This is a genomic window from Pseudomonas sp. TUM25319 (assembly GCF_056388475.1).
Genome location: NZ_CM150751.1, coordinates 2,127,512 through 2,143,820, shown reverse-complemented (window position 1 = coordinate 2,143,820; position 16,309 = coordinate 2,127,512). Strand labels below are relative to the sequence as shown.

At 58.9% G+C, this 16,309-nt stretch carries 15 protein-coding genes and 5 tRNA genes; 1 reads left to right on the top strand and 19 read right to left on the bottom strand.

The window, feature by feature from the left end:
- Positions 1-13: 13 nt before the first annotated feature.
- The 12 genes from AC05QJ_RS10135 to phnN form a co-directional block, all read right to left on the bottom strand.
- The gene (locus AC05QJ_RS10135) at positions 14-589 is read right to left on the bottom strand and encodes a TerD family protein (RefSeq protein ID WP_476746722.1); all 576 of its coding nucleotides are present in this window, start codon (positions 587-589) and stop codon (positions 14-16) included.
- 18 nt (positions 590-607) lie between these two features.
- Positions 608-1,615, bottom strand: coding sequence for a TerC/Alx family metal homeostasis membrane protein (locus AC05QJ_RS10130; RefSeq protein WP_476747906.1), 1,008 nt, complete (start codon positions 1,613-1,615; stop codon positions 608-610).
- 128 nt (positions 1,616-1,743) lie between these two features.
- The gene (locus AC05QJ_RS10125) at positions 1,744-2,922 is read right to left on the bottom strand and encodes a TerD family protein (RefSeq protein ID WP_476746721.1); all 1,179 of its coding nucleotides are present in this window, start codon (positions 2,920-2,922) and stop codon (positions 1,744-1,746) included.
- Complete coding sequence (locus AC05QJ_RS10120; protein WP_476746720.1) at positions 2,919-3,509, bottom strand: TerD family protein; 591 nt, start codon at positions 3,507-3,509, stop codon at positions 2,919-2,921. The genes AC05QJ_RS10125 and AC05QJ_RS10120 overlap by 4 nt, the downstream gene beginning before the upstream one ends.
- A gap of 105 nt (positions 3,510-3,614) precedes the next feature.
- Positions 3,615-4,565, bottom strand: coding sequence for an HpcH/HpaI aldolase/citrate lyase family protein (locus AC05QJ_RS10115; protein WP_476746719.1), 951 nt, complete (start codon positions 4,563-4,565; stop codon positions 3,615-3,617).
- Positions 4,565-5,659 (bottom strand): cysteine protease StiP domain-containing protein, encoded by a 1,095-nt coding sequence (locus AC05QJ_RS10110; RefSeq protein ID WP_476746718.1) that lies wholly within the window; start codon positions 5,657-5,659, stop codon positions 4,565-4,567. Before AC05QJ_RS10110 ends, AC05QJ_RS10115 begins: the two co-directional genes overlap by 1 nt.
- Positions 5,652-6,410, bottom strand: coding sequence for an HAD family hydrolase (locus tag AC05QJ_RS10105; protein ID WP_476746717.1), 759 nt, complete (start codon positions 6,408-6,410; stop codon positions 5,652-5,654). The genes AC05QJ_RS10110 and AC05QJ_RS10105 overlap by 8 nt, the downstream gene beginning before the upstream one ends.
- Positions 6,400-7,572, bottom strand: coding sequence for a phosphoribosyltransferase domain-containing protein (locus AC05QJ_RS10100; protein ID WP_476746716.1), 1,173 nt, complete (start codon positions 7,570-7,572; stop codon positions 6,400-6,402). Before AC05QJ_RS10100 ends, AC05QJ_RS10105 begins: the two co-directional genes overlap by 11 nt.
- Before the next feature lie 515 nt (positions 7,573-8,087).
- A complete protein-coding gene (locus AC05QJ_RS10095; protein WP_476746715.1) occupies positions 8,088-8,393 on the bottom strand; it encodes a heme-binding protein in 306 nt (101 codons plus the stop codon).
- Entirely contained in the window at positions 8,362-9,900 is a 1,539-nt protein-coding gene (locus AC05QJ_RS10090) for a Fic family protein (protein WP_476746714.1), read from the bottom strand. Before AC05QJ_RS10090 ends, AC05QJ_RS10095 begins: the two co-directional genes overlap by 32 nt.
- Before the next feature lie 401 nt (positions 9,901-10,301).
- Positions 10,302-10,378, bottom strand: a tRNA-Arg gene (locus AC05QJ_RS10085).
- Positions 10,379-10,858: 480 nt separating this feature from the next.
- A complete protein-coding gene (gene phnN, locus AC05QJ_RS10080; RefSeq protein WP_476746713.1) occupies positions 10,859-11,455 on the bottom strand; it encodes a phosphonate metabolism protein/1,5-bisphosphokinase (PRPP-forming) PhnN in 597 nt (198 codons plus the stop codon).
- Between the two features lie 338 nt (positions 11,456-11,793).
- On the opposite strand from phnN, the gene AC05QJ_RS10075 reads away from it, so the two are divergent.
- A complete protein-coding gene (locus AC05QJ_RS10075; protein ID WP_003254499.1) occupies positions 11,794-12,120 on the top strand; it encodes an Arc family DNA-binding protein in 327 nt (108 codons plus the stop codon).
- 116 nt (positions 12,121-12,236) lie between these two features.
- Here the strand turns inward: AC05QJ_RS10075 and mgtE are convergent, their stop codons facing one another.
- From mgtE to AC05QJ_RS10040, 7 genes are all read right to left on the bottom strand, one after another.
- Positions 12,237-13,679: a magnesium transporter gene (gene mgtE / locus AC05QJ_RS10070; RefSeq protein WP_476746712.1), complete on the bottom strand. Its 1,443-nt coding sequence runs from the start codon at positions 13,677-13,679 to the stop codon at positions 12,237-12,239.
- 371 nt (positions 13,680-14,050) lie between these two features.
- Positions 14,051-14,127 (bottom strand) — tRNA-Arg (locus tag AC05QJ_RS10065).
- Between the two features lie 75 nt (positions 14,128-14,202).
- Positions 14,203-14,279 (bottom strand) — tRNA-Arg (locus AC05QJ_RS10060).
- 75 nt (positions 14,280-14,354) lie between these two features.
- A tRNA-Arg gene (locus tag AC05QJ_RS10055) sits at positions 14,355-14,431 on the bottom strand.
- Between the two features lie 108 nt (positions 14,432-14,539).
- A tRNA-Ser gene (locus AC05QJ_RS10050) sits at positions 14,540-14,630 on the bottom strand.
- 72 nt (positions 14,631-14,702) lie between these two features.
- A complete protein-coding gene (gene csrA, locus AC05QJ_RS10045; protein WP_002554426.1) occupies positions 14,703-14,891 on the bottom strand; it encodes a carbon storage regulator CsrA in 189 nt (62 codons plus the stop codon).
- A gap of 179 nt (positions 14,892-15,070) precedes the next feature.
- The gene (locus AC05QJ_RS10040) at positions 15,071-16,306 is read right to left on the bottom strand and encodes an aspartate kinase (protein ID WP_476746711.1); all 1,236 of its coding nucleotides are present in this window, start codon (positions 16,304-16,306) and stop codon (positions 15,071-15,073) included.
- Positions 16,307-16,309: the final 3 nt, after the last annotated feature.

Here is a 16,309-nt window from a genome sequence, read left to right as displayed (position 1 = left end):
TTGAGATAAGGGATCAGAAATTCAGACCGTAACCATTGGCCAGCGCACCCAGACCGCCTGCATAGCCCTGTCCGACGGCGCGGAATTTCCACTCGCCGTTGTTGCGGTACAACTCTGCGAAGATCATCGCGGTCTCCACCGAGGCGTCTTCCGTCAGGTCGTAACGAACCACTTCGGCACCGGTCACCTCGTTGACGACCCGAATGAACGAATTGCCGACCTGGCCGAAATTCTGCGCACGGGCCTGAGCGTCATGGATGGTGACGGTAAAGGCGATCTTGTCGACGTAAGCCGGAACGCGGCTCAGATCGACCTTGATCACCTCGTCATCCCCCGCACCGGCACCGGTACGGTTGTCACCGGTGTGCTCGACCGATCCGTCCGGACTTCTGAGCTGGTTGTAAAAAATGAAATCGGACTCGCCGCGGACCTTGCCACTGGTGTCCAGGAGGAAAGCGCTGGCGTCCAGATCGAACTCGATCCCATTGGTCGCCCGCGGGTCCCAGCCAAGTCCCACCAGAATCCTGGTCAGGTTGGGATCAGCTTTGGAAAGAGACAGGTTGCCGCCCTTCTGAAGGGTCAGTGCCATGAATACAGCTCCTTATGATTACTGCGGGTTAGCGTTTTCGCCTGGCGTGTCTTGTTTCTCGGGGAACACCACACTGGCGAGAATCCCCAGGGCAAGCACCACCATCACGATCAGCAGACTGGTGTTGGGGGAAATGGCGATGCCGTGGTGGAACAGGTGATCGGTAGCGTTCAGCCCGAGCTTGGCCGCGATGAAGAACAGCAGCACGATGACGGCCTTCTCCAGATGCACCAGATAGCGCTTCAGGGCCTCGAGTACGAAGTACAAGGTGCGCAGGCCGAGGATCGCGAAAAGCATCGCGGAATAGACGATCAGGGGTTCGCGACTGACGGCGATGATCGCCGGAACCGAATCGAACGCGAACAGAACGTCCGAGACCTCCACGACCACCAGACACAGGAACAGCGGAGTCGCGAACAGACCGCCCTTGGCCGCCAGGCTCATACCCTGGTTCTCGGGCTTCTGAACCTCTGCTTCAAGGACCTTGCGGCTGACGAAGAACCGCTGTCCGTGCAGCTTCGGCCACACGGGAAACAGCCGGCTGGCAAAGCGGTAGGCGATATGGCGAGAGTAGTCTGGCTCCTCGTCATCATCTGCACCGGAGCGCAGCATCATCACGGCTGTCCAGGCAACGATCAGCGCGAATACCAGCTCGACCCATGGACCGAACGCCAGCAGGCCGGTACCGATGGCCACGAACACACCCCGGAACACGATGGCGCCGATGATTCCCCAGTAGAGAATCCGATGGCGCAAGCCATCCGGGACCTTGAACCAGGCGAAAATGGCCATGAACACAAACAGGTTGTCCACCGACAGGACCTTCTCCAGCGCATAGCCGGTGACGAACAGGCTCGCCACCTCACTGCCATGCTGGACATAGAGGAACCCTGCGAAACCCAGCGAAATCGCGATCCAGAACACAGACCAGAGAGAGGCACCGGCCAGCGTGATGGGCTTGTTACCACGGTGGCTCACCATGTCCAACAACAGTGCGCCAAGCGCAATGCCGACGAAGACCGCCATGGTCAGCGGCGGAAAGCCGAGAGATGTTTCCACGTATCAATTCCTCAGGATGGATTCAGCCAGGCCGTTACCGGGCATGGGACAGGTCAGCTGGAAACGCACCAATGGTGCGTTGCAGGGCGAGCGGTTCATTTCGACCCGGCGGTCCAGCGCATGCCCCAGCCATAGGCGTGGTCCAGCTTGCGGTGGCCTTGATGGAAGTCGACACGACGGCTGACCTTCACGGCCCCGTTTACGTTTTCCAGCATGGCGATGGCACACATGCCGTGGCTGCCGCCCTCTTCGTCGAGGCGAACCTCGATGTCCGGCTGGCCAGGAATGAACAGGGTGACGACGCCATCGGTGGCTCTCCAGTTAGGAGCACCTTCGTAGATGAACGCGTAGATCAGGATGCGCCGGATCTCGCTCCACCTCTGGCCGTTGACGTGCAACCATTCGCCGCCGGCGACCGAGCCGGTACGGTCGTCGCCCATGAGCTGGATGAAGGGCTCGGCGTCCAGATCGCCAAAGCTGTCGCCCAGCGCCTGGATTGCCCCCTTTTCACCATTCTGGAGTTCGTAGAGGCACCCCACATCCAGATCAATGTCCTTTTCGCGGCTGAAAAAACCACCGCCGCCAAGCGTCGGGTTCCAGTTCAGATTCACCTTGATCTCACCGAACCCGGCTGCCGTTTTTTCCAGGCTGATGCTCGAGCGGCTTTTGTCGAGGGTTACCTTGCTGAGACTGATCGCCGAGGACGGAGCCGAAGCAGGGGCAGACGGCACTGCCGGACGTGGAACGGCGGTGGAGGCAGCACTCGACGGTGCCGCGACCTCGACACCAAAATGCCGGGCCAGGGGCTCCAGGCCGCCGGTGAATCCCTGGCCGACGCAGCGGAACTTCCATAGCCCCTGGCGCCGGTAGAACTCACCGAGGATCAGCGCCGTTTCGGCCATTCCGAGCGTTGGAATCTGCGCCTCGACACCGCCTGAGAGGGATAGCGCCAACGATGACACGCGTTCGAAACTTGCCTGGTTCTCATGAATGGTCGCCGTCAGCGCCACCCTTTCCACCGAGCTGTCGAGACGTGCAAGGTCCAGGACAAAGCGCCCCAGCCCCGCCGAGGCCGCACTCAGCTGGATCGCCCCGCCGTGCACGTTCGGTTGTCCGTAGAAGCACATGTCTGCGTCGCCCCGGACCTTTCCCGTGTCGAGCAACGCAAAGGCACTGATGTCGATATCAATGCCCGGAAGTGGCGAGTAGTGGACGTCTATCTGCAGCGGGCCGGCGGCAATCGGCACATTTCCACCGGGCATCAGCGCGGTCATGGGCGCACCGCCTTGATGGCCAGGATCACAAGCTCCTCGGCGGTACGCCCGTCGGTGGCTTGTCCGATCGTCTTGAATTGCCAACCATCAGGCTCGCGGCTGAGGCACGCCATCACCACCCCCGTGTGCGCGCCTTTCTCCGCCAGGTTGAAACGGGCCAGCTCCCTGCCGCTCGACGCGTCGAGTACGCGGCAGTAGGCATTCTCGACCTGATCGAAGCGCTGGCCCCGGAAGCTGTTGACGGTGAACACCAGATGCTGCGCATTGGCGGGAAGCCCGGGAAGGTCCACATGGATGGTTTCATCATCCCCCTCGCCCTCACCCGTGAGGTTGTCGCCGGAATGACGGATCGAGCCATCACGGGACTTCAATTGGCGAAACCAGACCAGGTCAAGTGACTTCAGCCGGTCGTCCAGGACGATGCATGAAGCGTCCAGGTCGATCGAGTCGCCACCGCCCATGAACCGGGAAAAGAAGCCGGTGGGCTTCACCGGGTCCCAGCCCAGCCCGAGGGCGATCGAGGTCAGACCGGTACCGGCGGTTTTCTCCAGTGAGATGCTCTGGTTCTTATTCAGGGTGAGTGCCATGCGCACGCTCCATGTTGGTCTTCGTTGTGTGTGTTACGGCCCGGCAGGCGAGCGCTACCTTGGGGTGAGGGCGTTGCAGAACGGGAGGCAGAAAGGCTGTGCGGCTCATCGACGAACCTCCGTCAACCGAACGGTGCAGTCACCAGCCGCTGCGTCTGTAGGCTTGACGCCATGCCATTCAGCGCGCTCGAGAATGTTCTGCGCCCATTTGAGGTGAGTGGCCGGCTCGCACATGGCATCGTTATGGCGAAAGACAGCCGGCGCGACGTCGTTGACGATGAGGCGGGCGCAATTGAGGTCGTCGAGGCTGACGCGCAGTGCATCCTGGATCGGAGTGATCTGGCTTGGATGAATGGCCGTTTTCCCGACCAGCCCATGAGCGAGATCCAGCTCCAGCTCGCGGCTCAACAGATGAGGCTCTGCCAGAAACTCGAACACGGGAGCGGTCATGGCAAAACCCTGGGCGCCCATGATTCCGGCAAGCATGGGAATGACGTAACCCATCGGGGTGCTATACAGCGTGGTGAGCGGATTGCGCCTCAGCCCCAGGCAACCCAGGAGATCGTTGCCACCTATGCGCAATGCAATGATCCGCTCGCCGAAACCGGCCTTGAGTGCCTGGCCCAACGCGACCATCGCTCCGGGATCGTAGACCTCGGGCGTCTCCAGCGTCGGCATGAACCGTAGAGCGCAGTTGCGGGCGACTTTTTCCCACGCCCCCAGCGAGGCCAAGGTCAGCTTGGGCGCAACGAAGCCATCGACATGCTTCATCAACTTCCAATCACTGAGACGGGCAGCCATCACCGCATCGCGAGGGCGAACGAAGAGCAACGGCCCTCGCCCATGACGCCCTCCCTGGGCATCGACAGCCATCAGCAATGCCTTCAGGTTCACCAGCGCCCCGTCAACATCGACCTCCGAAACGGAGTCTTCCAGGCACACGACCAGTGAACGCAGCTCAGGGAATCTGCGCCCGGAAACAACTGCCAGCAGGCCTTCGCGGGTTGCCGGCATGTACAGCGTCGCTCCCAGGGCGAACGGAGAAATGGCGCCCATCAGCGGACACTCCGGATGATGGTCAACGCTCGATAAGGACCAAGTGCCTCTCCGGCCTCCTGGACCGCTACGCCGGCGCTCTGGGAAAGGTGGATCAGGAGTCGGATGTCCTCGTCATCACGGCTGCGAACAAGCACCTGCTGAGGCACGCGCCGCAATACCGCACGAGTGGCTTCGGCGATACCTGGCTTGATACGGTTCAGGTCTTCAACGGCGAACCGGCTGGCGAGGGTATTCACCACATTGTCCGCACGGTTCCTCAGCACCCGGCGCTGCTCGAACGTCCATGAGGTTGCAGCAGGGACGTTACCGAGTGCACGGCGCTCGCGGTCGACATGCTCGATGAACTGACGGGTCGTGTCATGGCTTCGCAGGTGGTCATGGACGACGCAGCCATGCAGGCCACCCTGGGTGGGCCAGATGGAGCGGGACACCAGTCCTGATATCGTCGCCCCCAGTATCCCCGAAGGAATGAGCCAGTCTTGCGAGGACGCTGAAAGCCAGGCGCGCCCACAGGGATCGGCCAGGACCACCAGTCGAGGCTTCGCCGGAAAACGGCTGTGTCTCGCCAGGGTTCGCTCCAGCTCGCCGGCGATGGCCCCCTTACCGGTCCAGCCATCCACGAACACAATGTTCCCGGCACCATGCGTATCAAGGACAATCTCGAGGGCCGTTGCGTCAATACCACGGTCGCGGATGATGCTGACACCGTAGTGGCTGACCTCCTGCCCCAGGTCGACGAGGGCACGACGCAGCAGCACGCCGAGGGGAAGACCGGCCCTGACGAGCGATACCAGCGCTAGCGGCCGGCCTTCGTACTCGGCAGCCAATGCCAGCGCCAATGCCTGGACCTCGGTCGCCATACGCTTGCCGTTCTGCGCCAACGCCTGCGCATACAGCGCCATGTGGCTAGCTGTCGGCACGGGCTCCTCGCCGATCATCTCCGAGTAATGCTTTCGTCCCGTCTGGATCAAGCGTTCCTTTTCATCAAGCGCCGTCGCTTCCAGCTGCATGGGCTGAAGGAGAAAAAGCACGTCTTGGGACGCGTAGCTACCACTTCCTACTGTGGTCAGGCTGGCGAGAGATTCAGTCACAGAGCAGCTTCTCCACCACGCCCGCCAACTGGCTACCGGATGGCGTAGCCCACAGATGACACAAATCCATGAAGCCCAGATCGGAGATGCTGTCACCCAATCCAATGACTGGCCGCTCGCCACGGACAGCCCGATCCCGGCGCAGCCATTCCTGAACAGCTGCTTGCTTGGTCAGGCCATTCGGCAGAAACGCAAGGTTGTTACCGTTTCGATGAACCCACATGCCCGTCAGCAAGCCGTGCGACTGGACGCTGGTCAGTACATCGGCCAGCAGCGTGTCGTCAGACCCGTTATGTTTGGTCAATGCGTAGTGTCGCAGTCCATCCTCAGCCACGACCCAGCTGCGCAGTGAGTAACCAAGCGCCTCGCCGAGCAGCAGGACTTCCTCGCTCAGCGCAGGCAAACGGTCATGGAAGGGCTGGAGGATTCGGCCCATGTGCAGGCGCCATTCCCGGTCGCATGAACCATCGGGGCCAAGCAGGGTGCCGCCGTGCGAGCAGATGGCGCCCTGGACGAACGGCAGCTTCACGCGCCGGTAGGCCTCGACACTGCGGGCGGTGACGGGAACGACATCGGCACAGTCCAGCAACCAGTGCAGGAACATATGCTGGACCGTACTCATGTAGCCGTTGGGGCTACCGTCGATGTCGGTCGTCACCGGTATCCTCGGCAGGTCATCCGGCATCTTGTGTGCGGTCTGGAACAGCGTGTCATCCAGGTCAACGAAGATCAGCGGGCGATCACAGGCCATCGGCGATGACCTCTGCACCCAGGATGTCGACCAGTTCCCCGGACACACCCGCTGGTGACGTTTCCGTGCAAATCAGGACCCGGTCGAACTGGCCGGGCTGGACGTTGTAGAGAAAATTGGGGATGCCGAGGCCATAGTTGTCAGGAAATGACAGCACATGCTCGATGCAATGCCCGAGGGCTATGGGGGAACGTGTGGTGGCGCAGAAATGCACATCCGCCCCGGCACGCTCAAGGCGCTCGGCCAACAGGAAAGGACGCCAGACGAACTCCCCTGTCCCAACCACGAGCACCCGCTCGCCGCAATCCACCACCAGGTCAGGTGCCAGTGTGTCGTCAACGCGCCTTACGCCGAGACGCCCCCAGTCGCGGTCGGGAGACAACAGGTACTTGCCAGGTGCCACGGTCCCGACATCGGGCATTTCCGGGAGCGGTGCATCCGGCTCCTCGTGAAAGCGATAAGCGCCCGTCATGAGCGCTACCGAGCTGACGGATTCGCCGATCATTTCCTGGACGGCACCGGCAGACCAGTCCGTCAGCACACAGGTGACAACGCGTTCGAGGCAGTTCAGCCCAGCGTCCCTCAGTGCCTGATACAAATTGAAGAAGGTCTTGCCGGTCGAAGCCTCGTCATCGACCACGACGAGTGACCGGGCACTCAGCATCATCGCGCGCAGAGCAGGATCCACGGGCAGGTGAATGAGGTGTGCGGTGGCATGGCTATGGTCTTCGTCGAAGCGGGCAAACGGCTCGTGGCCAGAGGAATGGCGCGTGCTGACCACATACAGGGTGTCGGAACGCGTCGAGCTGTAGGCTCGGTGCACCCCTGCCCCCAGCCCCGTTGCGGTTTCGGCCATGCCCACGATGAGAACGGGACCCGGCAAGTCGACCGGCAGCTTCCCCGCCAGTGCTTCGCAAGACGCTCGCATGATCGCTGGACGTACCGGGATGTGCCGACCGAGCACCTTCGAAACAAAGAGAAAGGCACGCTTGGGATTTCTGCGCTCCGCGACGCCAAACAGTTCAGCTGGGGCAACAGCGGAGTCCTCGACGCTGACCTCAAGCAGGCCCCGAACAAGTTGAACGCTTAGAAGTGTGGACAATGAGTTGCTTCCCCATACTGCGATGCCAGCATGCGCGACAAAAAACAAATAGATGCTCATCGAGGCACCAAGGAATTGATGCCCACTACCATGAACTACAAAAGTGTCTGTGTGGTCGGCAGCATTCTTCCATTTAACCAACCCGATTGGGGAGGAAGAGTTTGCCACCGAATATGTACGGGAAGAGTTAGGGTTGCAAAGCAGGCGGTATCGGAACCTCCGCGAGGCCTTTTCTAGATGGGCTTAGACCAAAAAACAGGCTGTTCTTCGGCAGAACCGAGGCCAAGTCAAAATGTAATAACTACTTACCAGAGCTTTTCACTACCCTGACTGACAACCAACAAACAAACTTCAGGGGCAACCCCTTCACATGTAAAATTAATATGAATTAAATGTAGGAATATTCGGTAAATATCAAAGAAAAAACTTACACGCGATACTGTGCTCGGATCACTCAGAAAAAGACGCCTGATGCGACCATGGAACCAGGCAGCAGCCTAAACCGCGGCCGGTAGAAGCCACACCGCGGTAATCAAATGCCATGCTACTGCCCCGCTCCGTCCCGTCACCGGCACCTACTGCCTGGGCAAACGATACGCCGCTCGCTCGAGCCCAAGCAGATCGCACAGTGCATCGACGACGATCTGATGATCCTCACGATCCGGCAGGCCGGAAACTGTAACGCTGCCAATGACTCCAGTGCCCCGCAGGGTTATCGGAAAACTACCGCCAACCCACGCGAAATCCGCAGGAGACAGGTGATAGCGTTGAGTGATGTCCAGTTGCGCCTTGGCAAGCTCGCGGGCCCCTGAGCAGACCGGCCACAGTTCGGGGTATTTGACCGAGCCGTCAGCCGTTGCCTGGCTCAGCGGGCAGCTCATCCTCCGGCTCCGGGGACTCTTCCATTGCCGCACGCTGTGCGGCAAGCACGTCCCTGGCTGCCTCCTCGATGCAGTCGAAGATCGCCTCCGGCACTCTGTAAAGGTACTGCTTACGCCGGTTGTTCGAGACGACCCCACCATTGGTCAGACACATCATCACTAGGGCCGAGAGATCACTGCCCCGAACGTCGAATTGCTCATCTACCGCCTTGTAAACGGTGTCATAGCTCTCCAGGAACGCAGTTTCTTCGCGCAGTTCCACTTCAAGTGCACGCTTGGCCATCTGACAGGTAAACACCACACTCGGTGTCGCATCCCAGTAGCGGTACACCGCGTCCGAGCCTTGGAACTCAAACCCATACTGTTCGAAATCGATCCAGTTGACCTGCCAGAACTCCCGGACCGGCCTAGAGAACGCCTGCAGCGTCTGCAGGTACATACGCTCCTCCCGCTTCATCGCTACCGAAACCGGTAGTAGCAGGCCGTTCTCCAGGGCACCGCTTTGGCAGAGAGCGTGATGGATCAGGAAGCGGGACAATCGCCCATTGCCATCCATGAAAGGATGAATGAACACAAAGCCGAAAGAGATGATGCTCGCGACAACCAAAGGATCGACCTGCTGGGGCGCTGTATTGGCGAAACGCATCAAGCCTTCCATCAGGTCACGACACAGCCCTGGTGGCGGTGGAACATAGCTAACGCCCGCTGCCCCCTGCAGCCCGTTGGCCAGGTGGTTCTGCTCATGACGAAACGCTGCTGCCAGATCCAATTGGTTCGAGACGGTGGCGTTCTGCAAGTGGACCAGATAGTCCTCGGTCAGCGTCAGCCGCTCATGCGCCTGGCGCAGGAGCTGGATAAAGCGCCGGGCCTTGTTCTCGGTGGGCGCCTCTCTCTCGATCAGGAAGGAGTCTTGGGTTTCGTGGAGGTACGCCCAGTTGATGGCACGATCCATCATTACCGGTGGGAGGGATTCAATAAACTCCCGCGCCCGGCCAAGGATATTGTGCGCGAGCAGCTCAGAAACCTCCGGCGTACGCTCCACGATGGCGCAATACGAGAAGTCACCGAGGCCATTGAATTCGACCCGCCACTTTGGGTTCCGGGGGCCTGGCCGGGTGATGTATCGCTCCGGGTCAAAGAGCGGAACATAGCCCCCGGTCACTGCGGACGGCTGCGGAATCTCTACACCGGTGAAGCCCTCTCTTAAAAAGCAAGCTTTACGGACGTACACGCCATTTGGAGAGCCTTCCAGAGCAGCGGTAAAGACCTCTACAGGGATTTGCGGCAGGGCCTGGGCTAGGATCGAAAGGTTGACGCCTTCATGCTTGAGCGCGAACAGGACGTTCCCAAGCAGGTCACCCTCTGCAGGTGCTTGTCGCTGGGGGACGGCGAGCGTATGACCGATCTCCTCAATCCGCGTGACCGGCTGGACGATGGCCGGCCGGTTCAGTGGTACTGCAGTGATCCCCAGCATGTCGCGCAAATGTGCATAGCCCGCTGAACGCATGGATTATTTCCTTCAATAAACCTGGACACGCAGATACTTTCTTCAGCGTACGACGAAAATTTTCAGATTTTGCGAGTATGCTGATTTTTTCTGAAGTTTCCAGCGCGAGACCACGGCGGCAGCTTCTTTCATTCGCGCTACCTTGTAGACAATTTTCTTCACTGACGCGTGGAAATCTTCATTTAGTCGCTATCGCATGAGATTTTTTGCACTGATCGCCACCACACGCCGATTCTGGCCGTTTGGATTGCCTGACATTTGCGAGGAAGCCTTTCAGGATTGATCGGCGTCAACGATCTTCAGCTTCAAAAGGCACGGAGAAGTGGGGAGTGATGTGGGGACTAAACAGAAATCGCTGTCGAGAAAGCCAGAGAAAAACTAAGCTAACTGCCTGATTATATTGGTGTCCCAGGGCAGGTTCGAACTGCCAACCTTCCCCTTAGGAGGGGGATGCTCTATCCAATTGAGCTACTGAGACACAAACCGGCAGCGGACGCCGCGCGGAGAGAAGGCGTGCATCTTAACCAGCAGTTGCTCGTTTGTCATGTCGGGATCGTGCTTTTTGCCTGCTGTAAGGGGGCTGGCCTGGGAAGAAAATCGTGCATCCTGCAATGAAGCATATGGCCATCATTGCAGAATGCATGGTCCCACAACCTTAAAACAACAGTAACCCATTGATTTATAAGGAGAAAAATGAATTTAGCGGTTGGCACGACAACTGCTCATGTCAGGGTAACGGAATATATTGACCTCACCGCCCCGGAATCTATCCCATGAATCAGGTCCTTCTCGCTTTCAATACCCTGGCACTGTTGGCCGTGGTCGCGCTTAGCCTGCTGCCTTCCGAGGCACCAGTGGGATCCCTGGATTACCACAGCTCCATGCACGCACGCCGTGCTGTACTCGGCGAGGCGGTACAGCACTCCAGTGACACGCCGTCACAACAGTCTCTGGCACTCTAGCCTGCACCGATCCCGGCATCGCGCAGTATTTCGAGCAACCGCCTCGCCGCGTCATCCAACGTGGTGGAGTTGTCCAACTGGCGGACGTCCTCGCCCAGACTCCCGGGTACCAGACGGTTCCGCGCCAGACGCTGTTCGATTTCGTCACGGGTTTCCCGGGCGCGACGCTGCAATCGCTGCCGCAGGACATCGGTTGAAACAGTAAGCATGATCGGCAGCAGGTCCGGGTATTTCACCCGCGCCATCTGCAGGTGTGCACGAGAACCGTTGACCAGTACGGAGCGTCCGCTCTCCAGCCAGCCATCGATTTCCATCGGAATGCCATAGCAAAGCCCGTTAGCCTGCCAATCGAGGGCGAAAGCTCCCTGCGCCCGTAGCGCATCAAACTGCTGCGGGGATACACTGCGCGCCTCCTCCCCCACCGCCTCGGCAGAACGCGTAATGACTCGCCGGGCGACAGGCACTCCCAATGCCAGCAACGCCGGCCGAGCGTGGTCGATCAGACTGTCCTTGCCCGAGCCGGAGGGTCCCATCAGGTAGATCAATCTCCCAGGGAGGCGGGACGGCCCGTGGGGCCTTGCGTCATGCTGCATAGCCACTATGCTCATAGAGAGGAAAGCACGCGCATTCTAGGCGCTTTCCCGAACCTTTTCGCCTGTTGCTGATGACAGGCAGAAAGGGTGCTGAAACGGATTAGTGGAGAATCAAAACTTTTCAAACCAGTCCTCATTTCTGATAATTGGTACTGGCAAAAAGCCTCCACCCGGTTCAATATTTGTCACAGAATTGACGCCAAGGAACCGGCGACAATGAGGCATGATGATGGCCTCATTCACAATTCAGGTTGAACATTTGACCGCAACGATGGTCTTAGTCTCATCGCGCGGCCAACTTCAAGAACCGCTTCCCCTGAACTAAACCGGTCAATTATATGCGCCCAATGAAACAGGCTATCTACTCAAGCCGCACCGCAGACAAATTCGTCGTCCGCCTGCCCGACGGAATGCGTGAGCGCATTGCCGAGGTTGCGCGTAACCACCACCGCAGCATGAACTCCGAGATCATTGCCCGCCTGGAACAGAGCCTCATCCAGGAAGGTGCACTGGGCGACGAGTTGAGCATGCGTCTGGACAGCCCGGAACTGTCCCTGCACGAACGTGAGCTGCTGCAACGCTTCCGCCAACTGTCTCACCGCCAGCAAAACGCCCTGGTTGCATTGATCGCCCATGACGTGGAAATGGCCGCAGACGCGTCCTGACTCTCTTTCTCCTGGATTCGTCCAGAACAAAACGCCCGATGCTTGCGCATCGGGCGTTTTGCTTTTGGCAGGCAATAAAAAGCCAGCTTACGAGCTGGCTTTTCAATGGCTGACCTCTACAGCAAGAACAGAGTGGCCAGGCCAAGGAAGATGAAGAAACCACCACTGTCGGTCACGGCGGTAATCATCACGCTGGAACCCATCGCAGGATCGCGCCCGAGCCGTGCCAGGGTCATCGGAATCAGTACCCCCATGAGTGCAGCGAGCAAAAGGTTCAGCGTCATTGCCGCGGTCATCACCAGGCCCAGCGACCAACTGCCATAAAGCAGGAACGCCACGGCACCAATCACGCCGCCCCAGATAAGCCCGTTGAGCAGCGAGACGGCCAATTCCTTGCGCATCAGACGAGAGGTGTTGCCAGGGCTCACCTGATCCAGCGCCATCGCGCGGACGATCATGGTAATCGTCTGGTTGCCCGAGTTGCCGCCGATACCTGCCACGATGGGCATCAGCGCTGCCAACGCGACGAGTTTCTCGATCGAGCCTTCGAACAGGCCAATGACCCGCGAAGCCACGAATGCGGTAATCAGGTTGATTGCCAGCCAGGCCCAACGGTTGCGCAGGGAGCGCCAGACCGACGCGAAGATATCTTCTTCCTCGCGCAGACCCGCCATGTTCAGCACTTCGCTCTCACTCTCCTCACGAATGAGGTCGACCATCTCGTCAATGGTCAGACGGCCGATCAGGCGATCGTTCTTGTCGACCACCGGCGCCGAGATCAGATCGTAGCGCTCGAACGCCTGCGCAGCATCGTAGGCATCCTCTTCCGGATGGAAACTGACCGGGTCATCGGCCATCACCTCGGACACCTTCTTGTCCGGATCGTTGACCAGCAGTCGCTTGATCGGCAATACGCCCTTGAGGATGCCGTCGTAATCGACAACGAAAAGCTTGTCGGTATGACCCGGCAGTTCCTTGAGGCGGCGCAGGTAACGCAAAACCACTTCCAGACTGACGTCTTCGCGGATGGTAACCATCTCGAAGTCCATCAGTGCCCCCACTTGCTCCTCGTCGTAGCTCAGGGCCGAGCGCACGCGCTCACGCTGCTGGGCGTCCAGGGTTTCCATCAGCTCATGGATAACGTCGCGAGGCAGTTCCGGAGCGAGGTCGGCCAGTTCGTCCGCATCCATCTCCTTGGCGGCAGCCAGCAACTCATGATCGTCCATGTCGGCGATCAGGGTTTCGCGAACCGCATCGGAGACTTCAAGGAGGATGTCGCCGTCACGCTCGGCCTTGACCAACTGCCAGACCGTCAGACGATCGTCGAGCGGAAGTGCTTCGAGAATATAGGCGACGTCTGCGGAGTGCAGATCATCGAGCTTGCGCTGAAGCTCGACGAGGTTCTGCCGGTGAACCAGGTTTTCTACCCGGTCGTTATGATGACCTTCCTGACGATGGGTAAGGTCCTCCACCACACGTTGGCGGTGCAGCAACTCGACCACCTGGGCCAGGCGGTCCTGCAGGCTGTCTTGCGTCTTTTTTACTTCGATTTCAGTCATAGGCGAACTCCACTCCCAGCAGCGGAGCACGCCGGGAGGATCAATCAGTCAATTCGTGATTGGCAATACGAGCGATTAAGTAACTACTGGGTAAGTCCATGGTGGTATTCCACAAGCCCCGGCGGGGCTGACGGGCGCAATCATACACCGCTTGAGCCGCCAGAGGCTGAAAATATCGGTGAAAACAATCGTTTGCGAAATGGGCGGAAGCAAACGTCCGAATCCATCAATGCGACGGTCACGCTTCGAAAAAGAGCACATGTGCTCTATGAAAATTAGCACGCGCCGTCCGGGCCAGATGAGGTTTTATTAATAGGGAGAAAAATCGCGGAAAACAAAAAGCCCGCCATTAAGGCGGGCTCTTCGTTATATGGTGCACTCGACAGGATTCGAACCTGTGACCGCTCGGTTCGTAGCCGAGTACTCTATCCAGCTGAGCTACGAGTGCAGGGTTGGCGCTTGATGGACCAGATCACCTCTGGTTGACGCTGAAGCAAACCCTACAGGATTTACTTGTTTTGCATGGTGCACTCGACAGGATTCGAACCTGTGACCGCTCGGTTCGTAGCCGAGTACTCTATCCAGCTGAGCTACGAGTGCAGGGTTGGTACTTGATGGACCAGATCACCTCTGGTTGACGCTTAAGCAAATCCTTTAAGACTTGCTTGTTCGACATGGTGCACTCGACAGGATTCGAACCTGTGACCGCTCGGTTCGTAGCCGAGTACTCTATCCAGCTGAGCTACGAGTGCATTTGAAGCCGCGCATTATAGTTCGCTAAATCGTTTTGGCAACCACTTTTTCGTTTAATTTCAACTACTTAGTGATTCATGCCAGATTACAGCGCCCTACATGAATAATGGCGGAGAAGGGGGGATTCGAACCCCCGATACCCTTGTGAGGTATACTCCCTTAGCAGGGGAGCGCCTTCGGCCACTCGGCCACCTCTCCGCAACACGGGGCGTATAATAACCAGAGCCTTCCCCGTTTGCAAACTCTTTTTTGAAAAAAAAACGATAAAAATTAATGGCTTGGTTCTTCGTCCTTCTCTTTCTTGATCCGAAGGTAGATTTCCTCACGGTGCACGGCCACTTCCTTGGGGGCGTTCACACCGATCCGCACTTGATTTCCTTTGACGCCGAGCACGGTCACGGTGATTTCGCCATCGCCAATAATCAGGCTCTCTGCGCACCGACGAGTCAGAATCAGCATACCTTTCTCCTCACGCGATTCAGTTCAGGGACAACAGTCTGTAAAAAAGAGGGCTTCAACCTACAACCTGGACGGCTGTCGACCTACGCCTAAGTATTGACTAGCGCGGACAAAAGATCAGATCTCGCACCAGCCAAAAAAGAAGGGGCGCGGCATGGCCGCGCCCCTGGGGACTACGCTTACTCGCCCTGACGGGACGGCGCGTCGAGCTCGAAAGCCGTATGCAGTGCGCGTACAGCCAGCTCCAGGTACTTCTCTTCGATGACCACGGAGACCTTGATCTCGGAGGTGGAGATCATCTGGATGTTGATGCTCTCCTTGGCCAGCGCTTCGAACATGCGGCTTGCCACGCCAGCGTGGGAACGCATGCCGACACCGACGATCGAGACCTTGGCGATCTTGGTGTCACCGATGACTTCACGCGCGCCGATTTCGGCGGCCGTGCTCTTCAGCACGCCCATGGCCTTCTCGTAGTCGTTGCGGTGCACGGTGAAGGTGAAGTCGGTGGTGTTATCGTGCGAGACGTTCTGCACGATCATGTCGACTTCGATGTTGGCGGCGCTGATCGGGCCGAGGATCTTGAAAGCCACGCCCGGGGTGTCCGGTACGCCACGGATGGTCAGCTTGGCTTCATCGCGGTTGAAGGCGATGCCGGAAATGATCGGCTGTTCCATGGATTCCTCTTCATCAATAGTAATGAGGGTACCCGGACCCTCCTGGAAGCTGTGCAGCACGCGCAGCGGAACGTTGTACTTGCCGGCGAACTCGACGGCACGGATCTGCAGCACCTTGGAACCGAGGCTGGCCATTTCCAGCATCTCTTCGAAGGTGATCTTGTCCAGGCGCTGGGCCTGGGACACGACGCGCGGGTCAGTGGTGTAGACACCATCCACGTCGGTATAGATCTGGCACTCGTCGGCCTTCAGCGCAGCCGCCAGGGCCACGCCGGTGGTGTCGGAACCACCGCGACCGAGGGTGGTGATGTTGCCGTGCTCGTCGACGCCCTGGAAACCCGCGACCACGACCACACGGCCGGCCTTGAGGTCGCCACGGATCTTCTGATCGTCGATTTGCAGGATGCGCGCCTTGTTGTGCGCGCTGTCAGTGAGAATCCGCACCTGGTTACCGGTGTAGGACACCGCCGGAACACCACGCTTCATCAGCGCCATGGCGAGCAAGGCGATAGTCACCTGCTCACCCGTGGACACGATCACATCCAGTTCACGCGGAACCGGCTGATCACTGATCTGCTTGGCAAGGTCGATCAGGCGATTGGTTTCGCCGCTCATCGCCGACAACACAACCACCAGGTCATCGCCAGCTTCGCGGAATTTCTTGACCTTGTCGGCAACCTGCTCGATCCGCTCGATTGTGCCGACCGAGGTGCCGCCAAATTTCTGTACGATCAACGCCATTTC

Bases quoted from the DNA above. Each gene is read 5' to 3' on its own strand.
- AC05QJ_RS10130 (WP_476747906.1), bottom strand. From the start codon at position 1,615: ATGGCGGTCTTCGTCGGCATTGCGCTTGGCGCACTGTTGTTGGACATG.
- AC05QJ_RS10095 (WP_476746715.1), bottom strand. From the start codon at position 8,393: ATGAGCTGCCCGCTGAGCCAGGCAACGGCTGACGGCTCGGTCAAATAC.
- AC05QJ_RS10090 (WP_476746714.1), bottom strand. From the start codon at position 9,900: ATGCGTTCAGCGGGCTATGCACATTTGCGCGACATGCTGGGGATCACT.
- phnN (WP_476746713.1), bottom strand. From the start codon at position 11,455: ATGCAGCATGACGCAAGGCCCCACGGGCCGTCCCGCCTCCCTGGGAGA.
- AC05QJ_RS10100 (WP_476746716.1), bottom strand. From the start codon at position 7,572: ATGAGCATCTATTTGTTTTTTGTCGCGCATGCTGGCATCGCAGTATGG.
- AC05QJ_RS10125 (WP_476746721.1), bottom strand. From the start codon at position 2,922: ATGACCGCGCTGATGCCCGGTGGAAATGTGCCGATTGCCGCCGGCCCG.
- AC05QJ_RS10115 (WP_476746719.1), bottom strand. From the start codon at position 4,565: ATGGGCGCCATTTCTCCGTTCGCCCTGGGAGCGACGCTGTACATGCCG.
- AC05QJ_RS10105 (WP_476746717.1), bottom strand. From the start codon at position 6,410: ATGGCCTGTGATCGCCCGCTGATCTTCGTTGACCTGGATGACACGCTG.
- AC05QJ_RS10075 (WP_003254499.1), top strand. From the start codon at position 11,794: ATGCGCCCAATGAAACAGGCTATCTACTCAAGCCGCACCGCAGACAAA.
- csrA (WP_002554426.1), bottom strand. From the start codon at position 14,891: ATGCTGATTCTGACTCGTCGGTGCGCAGAGAGCCTGATTATTGGCGAT.
- AC05QJ_RS10120 (WP_476746720.1), bottom strand. From the start codon at position 3,509: ATGGCACTCACCCTGAATAAGAACCAGAGCATCTCACTGGAGAAAACC.
- AC05QJ_RS10135 (WP_476746722.1), bottom strand. From the start codon at position 589: ATGGCACTGACCCTTCAGAAGGGCGGCAACCTGTCTCTTTCCAAAGCT.
- mgtE (WP_476746712.1), bottom strand. From the start codon at position 13,679: ATGACTGAAATCGAAGTAAAAAAGACGCAAGACAGCCTGCAGGACCGC.
- AC05QJ_RS10040 (WP_476746711.1), bottom strand. From the start codon at position 16,306: ATGGCGTTGATCGTACAGAAATTTGGCGGCACCTCGGTCGGCACAATC.